The following is a 13,868-nucleotide window of genomic DNA, read 5'->3' as shown; positions in this document are numbered from 1 at the left end:
GTGTTGATCGATAAAAAAATCATTGACGGGCGCGGCCCGTCTCGGCGAATATATTTGTACTGATCACTACAAATATGAGTTCAACCATGCAAAACCTGACTGGGAAAGTTGCTTTCGTCACCGGCGGCAGCCGGGGAATCGGCGCGGCCATCGCGCGCCGCCTGGCGGCCGATGGCGCTAACGTGGCGTTCACCTATGTGAGCCCGTCTTCCGCCGCCGGCGCGCAGGCGCTGGCGCAGGAGCTGTCCTCCGACGGCCGGCGCGCCCTGGCCATCCAGGCCGACTCCATGGATGCCGGGGCCGTCCGCCGGGCGGTCGAACAGGCCGTTGCGGAACTTGGGCCGGTGGACGTGCTGGTCAACAATGCGGGCGTGTTCATCGCGGGCCCGATCGGCGAAGCCAGCCTGGACGATTACGAGCGGACGATGGATGTCAATGTCCGCGCGCCCTTCGTCGCAATCCAGGCGGCCCAGGCGTCCATGCCGGACGGCGGCCGCATCATCAATATCGGCAGCTGCCTGGCAGCCCGCGCCGGCCGTCCCGGCGTGGCGCTGTACGCCGCCAGCAAGGCGGCGCTGGTCGGCTTGACGCAGGGCCTGGCCCGCGACCTGGGCGCGCGCGGCATCACTGCCAACGTCGTGCATCCCGGCCCGATCGACACCGACATGAATCCCGCCGATGGCGAACGGGCGGGGGACCTGGTCGCGGTGCTGTCCTTGCCGCACTACGGCGAGACCCGCGACATCGCCGGCATGGTGGCCTTCCTGGCCGGCCCCGAAGGGCGCTACGTCACGGGCGCAAGCCTGGCGGTGGACGGCGGCTACGCCGCCTGAGGCGCCGCTCGCTAAAAGTTTTTCGCACACGACTTGCGCAAACCAAAAAAGCTACATATAATCTTGCTTCTTCGCACTACGCACATAACGAAACGCGTTTCGGGACTGGGCGAATTGCAAGGGCTGTTAGCTCAGTTGGTAGAGCAGCGGACTCTTAATCCGTAGGTCGAGTGTTCGAGCCACTCACAGCCCACCAGAATTCCTGGTAGCACCAGAAAAAAGCCCACCGGTTCCGGTGGGCTTTTTTGTTTTCCGGCGGCCTTGTCGCGCCATCGCCGTGCTGGGGTGGCGCCGCCGTTGGCGCTATGGGCCGCGCAACGGCTTTCGCTTTCATTGCCGGGCGGCCTGCGTGCCCATGACGGTTCACGGGGCATTGCAGGCCCGGGCCGGTTGTTCCGTTGCCGGTTGCTCCATCGCCCTCACGCCGCAGGCCGTGCCTGCCTCGCTGCCGGGGCTGCCTGCGCGGCATCGGCATTGCCCGCGGCCTGCGCCGACCGCTTCTTCAACTCCAGGATCACCTGGCCGCCGGAGAGGATATCCGTCTGGACGGCCACCCGTGCCGCCTGGCTATCGCGGTTGCGCATGGCGGTGAGCAGGGAGTAGTGGCCGTCGATCATGTCGCGCCCGCCCGCGGTGTAGCACTGGGCGATCAAGGGGCCCATCTTCAACCATAGCCGTTCGAGGATGCTCAACAGCACCGGCATGTTGGCGATGCGGCAGTATTCGAAATGGAAGTGCTGGTTCAGGCTGATGGCGGCCAATACGTCGCCGGCGGCGAGCGCCTGCTCATTCTGTTCGATCAGCGCTTCCATGCGCGCGATGTCGTCCGCGGTGGCGACTTCGGCGGCCCGCGCCGCCGCCATGCCTTCGAGTTCCAGCCGGATGTCGCGGATTTCCAGGTATTCGGGCAGGGTGACTTCCGCTACCCGGATGTCGCGCGCGCTGCGCATGACGAGCGCGCCATCCTGGACCAGACGCAGCACGCCATCGCGCACGGGGGTGATGCTGGTGCCCAATTCGGCCGCCAGCTCCCGGATGCGCAGCCGGTCCCCGGGCCGGAGCTGGCCTTCCATCAGGGCGCTGCAGATCCGGGTGTAGACCCGGTTGCCCATGCTTTCGTACTGCATGGCCGCGAAACGGGCCTCTGCCTGCGGCGCTGGCGAAGCCGGCGCGAGAGGTTCGGCGGTAGGGGCGGGATGTGGGCTTGCGCTCGGATGATGCATCAACGTACGTGCCAAGAGGGATGGGATCGCCACGAAGGGATGGTCCGGGCGGGCGGCGGGCGGGCTGTGCGGCCCACTCCCTACTTTATCAGTCTTATAGGCAAAACCAGCGTTCTGAAACGGCTTGGCCGGGATTTCCCTGTCTCCGGGAATACACCGATGTCGCGGTGCATTGAAGTTGATGCATGATGCATCAAATATTTAAATCGGAATATCTTGTGATGCCGTTGAACGCCGCCCCCGGCCAGGAAGCGCCGGTGGATGCCCTGCTGGTCAATTCGCCTCCGCCCATCAGGCTGGAGGATGCCGAGCGCGTGGCCCGGGTCTGCTATCCCGGCTACGTGCAGTGCGTTCCGCTGTCGGGCGAACGCGACATGAATTTCCGGATCAGCCGGGAGGACGGCGCGTCCCTGACGCTGAAGTTCATCAACGGCGCGGAAAGCCTGGATGAAACGCGCATGCAGATCGCCGTCCTGAAGCACCTGGAAGCGCGCCGGAGCGGGCTGGGCGCGCTGCGGGCGCCGCACCACCAGCCTGCCGACACGGCGGATTGGCTGGCGGATCCGGATATCGGGCCGGGTTGCGACGACGGCGTGGCGACGCGGGACTGGCTGAGCTTCCGCGTGCCGCAAATCGACGGGCCGGTGCGGGTGCGCGCCTATGGCTTCCTGGCCGGCAGGGCGGGAACGGCGATGTCGGCCGGGCCGCGATCCTGGCAGGCGGTGGGCAGGGCCGCCGGCGAGCTGGACGCCCAGCTTGCCGGCTTCGAACATCCGGCGGCGCATCGCCTGTTCCTGTGGGACGTCTGCCAGGTGGCGCGGGTTCGGCCGATGCTGGGGGCTGTGGAGTGTCCGCAGGAGCGGGGCCGCATCGCCGCCTATCTGGACGTGTTCGAGCAGGACGTCATGCCGGTGCTGGCCGCGCTGCCCAGGCAGATCATCCATAACGACCTGTCGCCCAGCAACATTCTGGTGGACGAGGCGGGCACGGGTCTGGCCGGCATCCTGGATTTCGGCGACATGGTGCATGCGCCGCGCATCGCGGAGATCGCCATCGCCGCGTCCTACCAGATGACGGTTCCCGGCGACCCGCTGGACGTGCTGTCGGCGGTGGTGGCGGGTTACGAGTCGGTGTCGCCGTTGACTCCGCAGGAACGAAGGCTCGTGCTGGACCTGGTGCTGGGCCGGCTGGTGCAGCGCATCGCGATTCCGTCGTGGCGCGCCCTGCGCTTTCCCGGCAATGGCGCCTACATCCTGCGCAGCCGCGCGGCGGCGACGGCGCTGTTCAACGAGCTGTACGGCGAATGGAGCCAGGGCACGCGTTGACCGCGCCCTGCACGGAGCTGCGCGAAGCAGCGCAAGAATCGAGTGAAGGACATGCAATGACGGTGAACCGGAACGATAAGCAGCAGGACCTGTTGGCGCGGCGCAAGGCATTGGGGCCGGCCTACCGTCTGTTCTACGAGGAGCCGGTGGAACTGGTGCGCGGCGAGGGCGTGTGGCTGTACGACGCCTCCGGCCGGCGCTATCTGGACGCCTACAACAATGTGCCGGTGGTTGGGCATGCCAATCCGGCCGTGGTGGAGGCGCTGTCGCGCCAGGCTTCCGTGCTCAATACGCATACGCGTTATCTCCACGATGGCGTCGTGCGTTATGCCGAGCGCTTGCTGGCGATGTTTCCCGACGCGCTGGACACCGCCATGTTCACGTGCACGGGCAGCGAGGCCAATGATCTGGCGCTGCGCATCGCTTTCGAGGCGACGGGGCGGCGGGGCGTGATCGTTACCGGCAACGCCTATCACGGCGTGACCATGGCGCTGGCCGACGTGTCGCCGTCGCTGCGTCCTGTCGGCGCGCATGTCCGCACGATCCCCGCGCCGTGCCTGCTGGACGGCACGCCGGCTGAGGTGGCGGCGAAGTTCGCCGCGTGCGTGGACGCGGCGGCCGACGAGCTGGAGGCCGCCGGCACGCCGGTGGCCGCGCTCATGGTCGACACCGTGTTCGCCAGCGACGGCATGTATGCCGACGCCAGCCAGGCGCTGGCCCTGGCGGCCGGACGCGTGCGCGCCCGGGGCGGGCTGTTCATCGCCGACGAAGTGCAGGGCGGCTTTGCCCGGATGGGCGCCAACTGGTGGGCATTCCAGCGCGACGGCGTGGTTCCGGACATGGTTTCCATGGGCAAACCCATGGGCAACGGGCATCCAATCGGCGGCCTGGTCGCGCAGTCGCGCCTGGTCGACGCCTTTGGCCGGCAATGCCGTTATTTCAATACTTTCGGCGGCAACACCGTGTCGTCGGCCGTCGGGCTCGCCGTGCTGGACGAGCTGGAACGTATCGATGCTCCGGCGCACGTCGAGCGCACCGGCCTGGCGATGGCGCGGGCGCTGGCGGACCTGGCGCAGCGCCACGATTGCCTGGGCGCTGTGCGCGGCAATGGCCTGTACTGGGGCGTGGACATCGTCGCGCCCGATGGCGATGCGGCGCAGGCCGCTCGCCTGACCCAGCGCGTCGTCAACGGCTTGCGCCGGTCCGGCGTGCTGCTCGGCACCGCGGGCCGCAATGCGTCCACGCTCAAGATCCGTCCGCCGCTGGTGTTCCAGGCCGAGCACGTCGGCCTCCTGGCCGGGGCCCTGGACGAGCAGTGCGGCGCCGCGATGCGCTGAGCGGCAGCAGACTGGACAACAAGACGCTACACAAGAAGACCAATCCCGATCCACCACGTCGAATACGAAGGGAATCATCATGCGCAACACCACCTTCTTCAGGAAAACCGCACTGAATGTCCTGCTGGCCGGCGCCGCCATGGGGGCGGCCACGGCAGCCTGGGCGCAGACGCGCGGCGGCACGCTCAACGTCATTCTGAACCCCGAGCCGCCCGTGCTGATGCTGGGCCTGAACCAGCAGACGCCCACGCAAATCGTCGGCGGCAAGATCTACGAGAGCCTGCTGACCTACGATTTCAAGCTCAATCCGCAGCCCAGCCTGGCCAAGTCCTGGACCGTGTCGCCCGACGGGCTGACCTATACCTTCGAGCTGCAGGAAGGCGTGACCTGGCACGACGGCAAGCCGTTCGGCGCGGACGACGTGCTGTTCTCGCTCAAGGAATACCTGCCCGAGGTGCATGCGCGCGCCCGCAACAACCTCAGCCATGTGGCGAGCATCGAGAAGACCGGTCCGTTGACCGTCGTCATTACGCTCAAGGAGCCGTACTCGCCCTTCATCAACGCCTTTGAAGTGTCGTCCGCGCCTATCGTGCCGGCCCACATCTACAAGGGCACGGACTTCCGCAACAATCCGGCCAACCAGACGCCGATCGGCACCGGGCCTTTCAAGTTCAAGGAATGGCAGCGCGGCCGGTTCGTGCTGCTGGAGCGCAACGACAAGTACTGGCGCCCCAATCTGCCGTACCTGGACAAGATCTACTTCCAGGTGATTCCGGATGCCAATTCCCGGCTGGTGGCGTTGGAAAGCGGCGCGGTGCAGGTGGCCAGTTTCGGCGACATCGATTTCGCGTTCCTGCCGCAGATCAAGGCCAACCCGCAGCTGGAGGTCACGACCAAGGGCTACGAGTTCACCGGCTCGCACGCCGCGATCGAACTCAACCATCGCGTCAAGCCGATGGACGACGCGCGCTTCCGCCAGGCCATTCAGTACGCCATCGACCGCAAGTTCATCGCCGAACGCATCTTCTTCGGCGCCGCGCGCCCCGCCACGGGGCCGGTGTCGTCGGTGACGCGCTTCTACGACGACAAGCTGCCGCGCTATGACTACGATCCGAAGAAGGCCATCGCGCTGCTCGACGAGATGGGCCTGAAGCCGGACGCCGCGGGCAAGCGCGCCAGCATCAAGCTGCTGGGCCTGCCGTACGGCGACACCTGGAACAAGGTGTCCGAATACGTCAAGAATTCGCTGTCCAAGGTGGGGATCGAAGTGGTGCTGGAAAGCACCGACGCCGGCAGCTGGGCGCGCCGCTATTCCAATTGGGAGTTCGATTCCGTCGTGGAGTACCTGTACCAGTACTCGGATCCGGCGCTGGGCGTGGACCGCACCTACCGTTCGGACAACAGCCACAAGGGCGGCTACGGGACCAATACGTCGGGCTATGTGAACAAGGACGTGGATGCCGCGCTGATCGCCGCCGCGAAGGAAGTCGATCCGGCCAAGCGCCAGCAGCTGTATTCGCAAGCCTATGGCCAGGTCGCCAAGGATGCGCCGACCGCCTGGCTGGTCGAGCTGGCCTTTCCCACGATCACCAACAAGAAGGTCAAGAACGTGACGACGTCCGCCATCGGCGTGGCGGAAAGCTTCGCGACGACCTACATCGAGAAGTAAGCGGGAGAACGGATGATGAGATGGCTGCGGCCCTTACTTTCCGTGCTGGGTAAGTCGGTCACGGTGCTGGTCGCAGTCGCCGTCATCAACTTTGCCCTGGTGCACATGGCGCCCGGCGACCCGGTCAGCGTGCTGGCCGGCGAGGCCGGGTCGTCCGACGCGAAGTTCCTGGAGCAGTTGCGCCAGGAGTTCAAGCTGGACCAGCCCATCGTGGTGCAATTGGGCAGCTATCTGCAATCCATCGCCACGCTGGATCTGGGCTATAGCTATCGGCAGCAGCGTCCCGTCTGGGACATGATTTCCGATCGCCTTCCCGCCACGCTGGTGCTGGCGGTTCCGGCCTTTCTCATCGCGTTGCTGGGAGGGATCCTGCTGGGAGCGTTGGCTAGCCGTTACCGGGGCTCGTGGCTGGATTCCGCCATCACCGCGGCATCGCTGGCCTTCTACGCCACGCCCATTTTCTGGGTGGGGCTGCTGCTGGTGCTGGGCTTCTCGGTCAGCCTGGGTTGGCTGCCGGCCTTCGGCTACGAGACCATGGGTTCGTCGCTGACGGGGATTGCGCGCACGCTGGATATCGCCAAGCATGCCTTGCTGCCCATCGTCACCCTGGCGGGGTTCAACCTGGCGGTCTATACCCGCCTGGCGCGCGTGTCCATGAACGAGATCCAGGGCGCCGATTTCGTCAAGACGGCTTGGGCCAAGGGCCTGTCGTCCGGCCGGGTGGTGTGGGTGCATCAGTTGCGCAATGCCGTGCTGCCGGTGATCACGCTGGCCGGCATGCAGGCCGGCCAGCTGATCGGCGGTTCGGTGCTGGTCGAAACCGTGTTCGCCTGGCCGGGCATCGGGCGGCTCGCCTTCGACGCGCTGCAGCAGCGCGACTATCCCGTGCTGCTCGGGGTGTTTTTCTGCACCTCGGTGGTGGTGGTGGCGTTCAACCTGCTGACCGACCTGATCTACCGCCTTGTCGATCCTCGCATGCAGAGCCAATCATGAAGTCATTGATCAAGCGATATTTCAGCAATGCCGGCGCGGTGGTCGGGCTGGCCTGCCTGGCCGCCATCGTGCTGATGGCCCTGGGCGCCCAGTGGCTCTATCCCATCAATCCCTGGGACGCGACCGAAGCGCCGTTCCTGCACCCCTTCGAAGAGGCCGGGGCCTGGCTGGGATCGGATTCCATGGGCCGCAACATCGCGGCGGGCATCGTGCACGGCGCTCAGGCCTCGCTGATGGTGGGCGTGGTGGCGACCGTGGTGGCGGTCTTCATTGGCATGCTGGTGGGCGTGCCGGCCGGTTATTTCGGCGGCCGCTGGGACGAGCTGCTCATGCGCCTGACCGAGATCTTCCAGACCATTCCCAGCTTTCTGTTCGCCATCGTGCTGGTGGCGATATTCCAGCCGTCTTTCGGTTCGGTGATCGCCGCCGTGGCGCTGGTGAGCTGGCCGCCGATCGCGCGGCTGGTGCGCGCCGAATTCATGCGGGTGAAGTCCAGCGAGTTCGTGGAGGCCGCCTCGGTGCAGGGCTATTCGCGCGCCCATATCGTGTTCGCCGAGATCCTGCCCAACTGCGTGTCGCCGCTGATCGTGATGGCGTCGTTGATGGTGGCCAACGCCATCCTGCTGGAAAGCGCCATCAGCTTCCTGGGGCTGGGCGACCCGAACCTGATGACCTGGGGCTACATGGTCGGCGCCTCGCGCACCTTCCTGCGCCTGGCCTGGTGGATGTGCCTGTTCCCGGGAATCGCGATCTTCGTCACCGTGCTGGCGGTCAACCTGATGGGTGAGGGCCTCAATGATGCGCTCAATCCCCGTCTTCATCGCAAGGGGTGAGCCGTGGCGCCGTTGCTTCAGATTGAAAACCTGTCGATCTCGCTGCCGGCGGGCGGAGATCGCGCCCTGGCGGTGGATGGCGTCAGCCTGGCCCTGAACGCGCGCGAGATCGTGTGCGTGGTGGGCGAGTCCGGATCGGGCAAATCCACGCTGGCGCATGCCGTGCTGGGCCTGCTGCCGCGCGGCCTGCGGATCGCCGGCGGCGATATCCGGCTGGGCGAACAGCAGCTGGCCGGCATGCCGTTGAGCGAGCTGCGCAAGGTGCGCGGCAAGCGCATTGCCATGGTCTTCCAGGAACCGCTCAGCGCGCTCAATCCGCTGATGCGCTGCGGGCGCCAGATCGGCGAGATGCTGCGCACGCATGGCATGCGCGATGCGCGCCAGACGAGCGCGCGCGTGGCCGAGCTGCTGACCTCGGTCGGCTTGCCGGACCACGCCCGCATTGCGGACTCCTATCCCTACCAATTGTCGGGCGGACAACGCCAGCGCGTCATGATCGCCATGGCGCTTGCGCTGGAGCCCGACGTACTGATCGCCGATGAGCCGACCACGGCGCTGGACGTCACGACGCAGGCGCAGATCCTGGCGTTGATCAAGGATATCCAGCAGCGCAAGGGGCTGGCCGTGCTTTTCATCACGCACGACTTCGGCGTGGTGTCGGAGATCGCCGATCGCATCGTCGTGATGCAAGGCGGGCGCGTGGTGGAGTCCGGCACCGCGCAGCAGGTGCTGCGAGCCCCCCAGGCCGCCTATACGCAATCGCTGCTGGCCGCGGTGCCGTCCTTCCGGCCGCCGGCCGCCGGCGAAGTCCAGTCCGATGCCCTGCTCAGGGTAAAGGACCTGCGCAAGACCTACCTGCGCAAGGGTAAGTGGTTTGGTCCGGCCCAGCAGTTCCCGGCCGTCAAGGGAGTGTCGTTCGACATACGGCGCGGCGAGACGGTGGGGCTGGTTGGCGAGTCCGGGTCGGGCAAATCGACCATCGGCCGCATGCTGGCGGGCCTGGTGCCCGCCGATGGCGGCGAGATGCGGCTGCGCGGGGCCGACCTGCTGGCCGAAGGCGCGTTTGCGGACCCCGAGCGGCGCCGTTCGGTGCAGATGATTTTCCAGGACCCGTATGGTTCGCTCAACCCGCGCCATACGGTGGCGCGCATCCTGACCGGCGGCATGCGCCGTCATGGCATGTCCGCCGGCGCCGCGATGGCGAGGGCCCGCGAACTGATGCAGCTGGTCAAGCTGGATCCGTCCGCGCTGGACCGTTACCCGCACGAGTTCTCGGGCGGCCAGCGCCAGCGCCTGGGCTTTGCCCGGGCCATCGCCGTGACGCCGGAGCTGATCGTGGCGGACGAACCCGTTTCCGCGCTGGACGTTTCGGTCCAGGACCAGGTGCTGGCCATGTTGCGGCAGCTGAAGCAGGAACTGCAGTTGTCCATGCTTTTCATCACCCATGACCTGCGCGTGGCGTCCCAGTTGTGCGACCGCGTCATCGTGCTCAAGCACGGCGAGATCGTCGAGCAGGGGCCGACCGCCCAGGTCCTGGAACAACCCCGGCACGAGTACACCCGCGAACTGATCGCCGCCGTGCCCGGACGCAGCTGGAAGTAAACATCCCTACATGCCTAATAGGACCGCGCAGTGAAAGCCTTCATCTCTCCGACCCATGACGTGCCCTGGCTCGGCAATGCCATGATCCGTGGGCTGCTCAAGCAGCACCATGACCGCGCCGAACGCAGTTTCGAAGTCCTTGCCGCGCTGAGGGACGATCTGCACCTGGATTGCCGCCACGTCGAGCGCGCGGCCGAACGTCCCGCCGAACTGTTCGAAGTGCACGCGCCGGACTATCTGCATTACCTGGAAACCGCATGGGACGAGTGGTCCAAGGCGCCGGGGGCCTCGTTCGAAGTGCGGCCCTACATCACGACCAATCGCTACTTTCCGACCTTGCGCACGCACATCCCGGTGACGCTCGCCGGCCGCTACCTGGGCGATGGGGGGTCGCCGCTGGTAGAGGGGGCCTGGGCCAACATGAACGGCAGCGTGGATGCCGCGGTGGCGGCCGCCGACGCGATCATCGCGGGAGAACGCAGCGCCTATGCGGTGTTGCGTCCGGCCGGCCATCACGCCATGCGCGACCTGGCGATGGGCGGCTGCCACATCGCCAACACGGCGATCGCCGCGCAACGCCTGGCCAAGCGCTTCGGCCGGGTGGCCGTCCTGGATATCGACGTGCACCATGGCAACGGCACGCAGCAGATCTTCTATGACCGCGACGACGTGCTGACGGTGTCGCTGCACGGCAAGCCGGAAACCCTGTTCCCGTTCATTTGCGGTTATGCCGACGAAACCGGAACCGGCGCCGGAGAGGGCTACAACCTCAACCTGCCCATCGAAGGCGGCACGGGGATCGGCGGCTATCTCGGCTACTTCGACCAGGCGCTCGAACGGATCAAGGATTTTGCGCCCGGCGTGCTGGTGGTGGCCGCAGGCTACGACACGTTCCGCCACGATCCGTTCGGCAACCTGAATATAGACACGGCTGACTACGCGGTGCTGGGCGACCGCATCGGCCAGCTCGGCTTGCCGACCCTGTTCGTGCAGGAAGGGGGCTACAAGGTGGACACGCTGCGCGCCAACGTCAATTCGCTGGTCGACGGCTATCTCAAGCGCCAGGGGGAATAGGCATGATGACTGCCGCATGCGGGGCCGGCGCGGGCCGGGTTGCGCTGATCAGCGGCGCCGGCCGGGGCATCGGACTGGCCATCGCGCGCGAACTGCTGGAGCATGGCTGGCGGGTGTCCGCGGGGACGCGCCAGCCCGTGGCGGCGCTGGCGGAGTACGGGGCGGATCGTTGCCATGGGGCGGCTTTCGATGCGCGCGATCCGGCCACTGAAGCCGCCTGGGTGGCGGCGGCGCACGATCATTTCGGACGCATCGACGCCATCGTGCACAACGCCGGCATCCTGAGCGACAAGACGGTGGTCCAGGCCAGCGATCAGGACTTCGACGATATCTTCGCCGTCAACGTCAAGTCTCCCATGCGCCTGACGCAGCGGGTTTGGCCGTATTTGCGGGCCGCGCCGGAGGGCAAGGTGCTGGTCATCGCCTCGCTGGCGGGCAAGCGCGTGCGCGCGGCGGAAGCCGGGCTGTATTCCATGAGCAAGGCCGCCGCGCTGATGCTGGCGCACGGCATCCGCCATGCGGGCGTCGCGGATCGCATCCGATGCACGGCGATCTGCCCTGGCTTCGTCGCCACCGATATGGCCGAAGGCGTCGAGGAGTCCATCAAATCGCAATTGACCCAGCCCCAGGAAGTGGCCCGGATCGCGCGGCTGGCGCTGGAGCTTCCCGCCACCGCCAGCGTGGCGGAAATTCCGGTCAGTTGGCAGGTGGAATCGGCGTTCTGAGCCCGGGCATTCATTGCCCGGGCCGGTTGCGCCGGCCGTCAGCTCAGTACCTTGCCCTTCGTTTCGGGCAGCAATAGCGCCGTGACGATGACGATGGCGTAGGCGCCCGTGGCGAATGCGCCGATGGCCCATCCCAGGCCATGCGTCTGCGAAAGAAACCCCACCAGGCTGGGGAACAGCGCGCCGATGCCCCGGCCGAAGTTGTACGCGAAACCTTGCCCGTTTGCGCGCACGTCCGTCGGGAACAGCTCGGTCAGGTAGGCGCCGATACCGCTGAATATCCCGGATGCGGCGAAGCCCAGCGGAAAGCCAAGGACCAGCATCGCGTCGTTGCTCAGCGGCACGAGCGTGTACACATACACGGTCAGGGCCGACAGCACCGAGAAAATCAGCAGATTGGCCCGGCGCCCGAGCTTGTCGGCGGAATACGCCCCGGCGATGTAGCCGCAGAACGAGCCCACGATGATGACCATCAGATAGCCGCCGGTGCCCAGAACGGACAGCTGGCGCTCCGTCTTGAGGAAGGTGGGCAGCCAGGTGGTAATGGCGTAATAGCCGCCCTGGACGCCGGTGCACAGCAATGCCGTGACGATCGTGGTTTTCAGCAGGGAAGGGGAGAAGATCTTCCAGAAGGATGGCCGTTCCGCCGAGCTCTGCGCCTGGGCGCGCGCGCGCTGGAAGACTTCGGGTTCCGGGACGTGCTTGCGGATGTAGATGACGAGGAACGCGGGGGCGACGCCGATCCAGAACAGCGTGCGCCACGCCCATTCGGGAGGCAGCACCGAGAACGCGATGGTGTAGAGAATCGCCGCGGCGCCCCAGCCTACCGCCCAGCCGCTTTGCACCGTGCCGACCGCCTTGCCACGGTGCTGCGCGCGAACGATTTCCCCCATCAGCACCGAACCGACGGCCCATTCTCCGCCGAAGCCCAGCCCCTGCAGCGCCCGCAGGATCAGGAGTTGTTCGAAATTCTGCGCGAAACCGATGGCCACCGTGCAGGCGGAGAACCAGAGAATGGTGATCTGCAGGATGCGCACGCGGCCGTAGCGGTCCGCCAGGATGCCCGCCAGCCAGCCGCCGATCGCCGAGAACAGCAGCGTTACCGTGCCAAGCATGCCGGCCTGGCCCTTTTCGATGCCCCACAGATTGATGAGCGTGGAGATCACGAAGGTGAACACCATGAAATCCAGCGCGTCTATCGCCCAGCCGCCGAAGGCGCCGATGAACGTCCGGCGCTCGGTCTTGTTCATTTCCCTGTACCACTGCATGTGTCGACTCCTGATTGTTCTTGCCAAGACGCGCCGCGGCGGGCGCGCGGGTGAGGGTGAATGGGCCCTAGACGGCGGGGAAATCGTAGAGCCGCTGCGGGTTGCTCACCAGTATGCGTCGCCGCAATTCGGGCTCGGGCGCCCAGGCGGCCAGCTGGTTGCGGAGCCGGCCGGTGTCGACCATGGGCGATATGTGCACATGCGGCCAGTCGCTGCCCCACACGACGCGATCGGGCGCGGCGTCGATCAATGCCCGGGCCCAGGGCGTGACGTCCTCGTATGCATCGAATCGGGTGCTGATGCGGTAGGCGCCGGAGAGCTTGGCCCACCAGCCATGGTCGACCAGCATATGGCGCAGGGCCTGGAAGCCGGCGCTTTGCAAGCCTTCGGCCACGGGCATGTGGCCCATATGGTCGACGACGCCGGGCACGGGAAGCTTGCGCATCCTGGGCAGCAGTTCGGGCAACTGGCGCGCGTCCATCAGGAACTGCATGTGCCATCCCATGTCCTTGATCCGGTGCGCCAGGGTTTCCATGGCGTCGAAACCGATGCCGCCGCCAAACAGTACGTTCAGGCGCAGGCCGCGCACGCCGGCGGCATGCATGTCCTGGAGCTCGCGGTCGGTGACGTCCGGGCCGACGACGCCGATGCCGCGCAACTGATCGGGGTGCCTGCGCAGCACCTCCAGCATGTAGCGATTGTCGGTGCCATAGACGCTGATCTGCACCAGCACGCCGCGCGACATGCCCTGGCTGCGCAGCATGTCCAGGTACATCCGCTCGGTCGCGGGCGGGGGCGTGTAGGTGCGCTCCGGCACCATGGGGTAGAGGCCGGCGTCCCCGGCCACGACGTGGGCGTGGGTGTCTACGGCGCCGGCGGGGATATCGAATGCCGGAGGCTCATGCTCGCCCAGGGGCAGCGGGGCAAGGCAACGGGGGATATCCGCGTCCGGGCGCGGTTCGAAGCTGGTCATGCTCATCTCCAAT

The 13,868-nt window shown here is 66.5% G+C and carries 12 protein-coding genes and 1 tRNA gene; 10 read left to right on the top strand and 3 right to left on the bottom strand.

The window, feature by feature from the left end; all coding sequences use genetic code 11:
* Positions 1 to 86: 86 nt before the first annotated feature.
* A complete protein-coding gene (locus ACN6PJ_RS07240) occupies positions 87 to 833 on the top strand; it encodes a 3-oxoacyl-ACP reductase family protein (RefSeq protein ID WP_427995196.1) in 747 nt (248 codons plus the stop codon).
* Positions 834 to 953: 120 nt separating this feature from the next.
* Positions 954 to 1,029 (top strand) — tRNA-Lys (locus ACN6PJ_RS07235).
* A 223-nt stretch (positions 1,030 to 1,252) separates the two neighbouring features.
* Here ACN6PJ_RS07235 and ACN6PJ_RS07230 read toward each other — a convergent pair.
* Positions 1,253 to 1,960, bottom strand: a complete 708-nt coding sequence (locus ACN6PJ_RS07230) for a GntR family transcriptional regulator (RefSeq protein WP_427995195.1) — start codon at positions 1,958 to 1,960, stop codon at positions 1,253 to 1,255.
* Between the two features lie 317 nt (positions 1,961 to 2,277).
* Here ACN6PJ_RS07230 and ACN6PJ_RS07225 point away from each other — a divergent pair, with 317 nt between their 5' ends.
* The 8 genes from ACN6PJ_RS07225 to ACN6PJ_RS07190 all read left to right on the top strand — a co-directional run bounded on the left by ACN6PJ_RS07225 (position 2,278) and on the right by ACN6PJ_RS07190 (position 11,614).
* Entirely contained in the window at positions 2,278 to 3,381 is a 1,104-nt protein-coding gene (locus ACN6PJ_RS07225; protein WP_427995194.1) for a phosphotransferase, read from the top strand.
* A gap of 56 nt (positions 3,382 to 3,437) precedes the next feature.
* Positions 3,438 to 4,718, top strand: coding sequence for an aspartate aminotransferase family protein (locus ACN6PJ_RS07220; RefSeq protein WP_427995193.1), 1,281 nt, complete (start codon positions 3,438 to 3,440; stop codon positions 4,716 to 4,718).
* A gap of 79 nt (positions 4,719 to 4,797) precedes the next feature.
* Positions 4,798 to 6,387 carry an ABC transporter substrate-binding protein gene (locus tag ACN6PJ_RS07215; protein ID WP_427995192.1) on the top strand — a complete coding sequence of 530 codons (1,590 nt, stop codon included), beginning with the start codon at positions 4,798 to 4,800 and terminating at the stop codon, positions 6,385 to 6,387.
* Between the two features lie 15 nt (positions 6,388 to 6,402).
* A complete protein-coding gene (locus ACN6PJ_RS07210) occupies positions 6,403 to 7,380 on the top strand; it encodes an ABC transporter permease (RefSeq protein WP_427995260.1) in 978 nt (325 codons plus the stop codon).
* Positions 7,377 to 8,213, top strand: a complete 837-nt coding sequence (locus ACN6PJ_RS07205; protein ID WP_427995191.1) for an ABC transporter permease — start codon at positions 7,377 to 7,379, stop codon at positions 8,211 to 8,213. The genes ACN6PJ_RS07210 and ACN6PJ_RS07205 overlap by 4 nt, the downstream gene beginning before the upstream one ends.
* A gap of 3 nt (positions 8,214 to 8,216) precedes the next feature.
* Positions 8,217 to 9,815: an ABC transporter ATP-binding protein gene (locus ACN6PJ_RS07200; protein ID WP_427995190.1), complete on the top strand. Its 1,599-nt coding sequence runs from the start codon at positions 8,217 to 8,219 to the stop codon at positions 9,813 to 9,815.
* A 30-nt stretch (positions 9,816 to 9,845) separates the two neighbouring features.
* Positions 9,846 to 10,889 (top strand): histone deacetylase family protein, encoded by a 1,044-nt coding sequence (locus ACN6PJ_RS07195; protein WP_427995189.1) that lies wholly within the window; start codon positions 9,846 to 9,848, stop codon positions 10,887 to 10,889.
* Between the two features lie 2 nt (positions 10,890 to 10,891).
* Positions 10,892 to 11,614 (top strand): SDR family NAD(P)-dependent oxidoreductase, encoded by a 723-nt coding sequence (locus tag ACN6PJ_RS07190; RefSeq protein WP_427995188.1) that lies wholly within the window; start codon positions 10,892 to 10,894, stop codon positions 11,612 to 11,614.
* Positions 11,615 to 11,652: 38 nt separating this feature from the next.
* Here ACN6PJ_RS07190 and ACN6PJ_RS07185 read toward each other — a convergent pair whose 3' ends face one another.
* Both ACN6PJ_RS07185 and ACN6PJ_RS07180 read right to left on the bottom strand, forming a co-directional pair.
* Positions 11,653 to 12,882 carry an MFS transporter gene (locus ACN6PJ_RS07185; RefSeq protein WP_427995187.1) on the bottom strand — a complete coding sequence of 410 codons (1,230 nt, stop codon included), beginning with the start codon at positions 12,880 to 12,882 and terminating at the stop codon, positions 11,653 to 11,655.
* Between the two features lie 67 nt (positions 12,883 to 12,949).
* On the bottom strand, positions 12,950 to 13,855 hold the full coding sequence (locus tag ACN6PJ_RS07180; RefSeq protein ID WP_427995186.1) for an amidohydrolase family protein: 906 nt from the start codon (positions 13,853 to 13,855) through the stop codon (positions 12,950 to 12,952).
* Between the last annotated feature and the right edge of the window lie 13 nt (positions 13,856 to 13,868).

It is taken from the genome of Achromobacter sp., assembly GCF_050285585.1.
Lineage (GTDB): Bacteria > Pseudomonadota > Gammaproteobacteria > Burkholderiales > Burkholderiaceae_B > Achromobacter.
The sequence above is the reverse complement of the archived record's forward strand: the minus strand, read 5'-3'. Positions and strand labels throughout refer to the sequence as shown.

Coding starts and splice junctions, on each gene's coding strand:
- ACN6PJ_RS07190 (WP_427995188.1), top strand. CDS start 10,892: ATGATGACTGCCGCATGCGGGGCCGGCGCGGGCCGGGTTGCGCTGATC.
- ACN6PJ_RS07220 (WP_427995193.1), top strand. CDS start 3,438: ATGACGGTGAACCGGAACGATAAGCAGCAGGACCTGTTGGCGCGGCGC.
- ACN6PJ_RS07180 (WP_427995186.1), bottom strand. CDS start 13,855: ATGACCAGCTTCGAACCGCGCCCGGACGCGGATATCCCCCGTTGCCTT.
- ACN6PJ_RS07215 (WP_427995192.1), top strand. CDS start 4,798: ATGCGCAACACCACCTTCTTCAGGAAAACCGCACTGAATGTCCTGCTG.
- ACN6PJ_RS07210 (WP_427995260.1), top strand. CDS start 6,403: ATGAGATGGCTGCGGCCCTTACTTTCCGTGCTGGGTAAGTCGGTCACG.
- ACN6PJ_RS07185 (WP_427995187.1), bottom strand. CDS start 12,882: ATGCAGTGGTACAGGGAAATGAACAAGACCGAGCGCCGGACGTTCATC.
- ACN6PJ_RS07230 (WP_427995195.1), bottom strand. CDS start 1,960: ATGCAGTACGAAAGCATGGGCAACCGGGTCTACACCCGGATCTGCAGC.
- ACN6PJ_RS07225 (WP_427995194.1), top strand. CDS start 2,278: ATGCCGTTGAACGCCGCCCCCGGCCAGGAAGCGCCGGTGGATGCCCTG.
- ACN6PJ_RS07240 (WP_427995196.1), top strand. CDS start 87: ATGCAAAACCTGACTGGGAAAGTTGCTTTCGTCACCGGCGGCAGCCGG.
- ACN6PJ_RS07205 (WP_427995191.1), top strand. CDS start 7,377: ATGAAGTCATTGATCAAGCGATATTTCAGCAATGCCGGCGCGGTGGTC.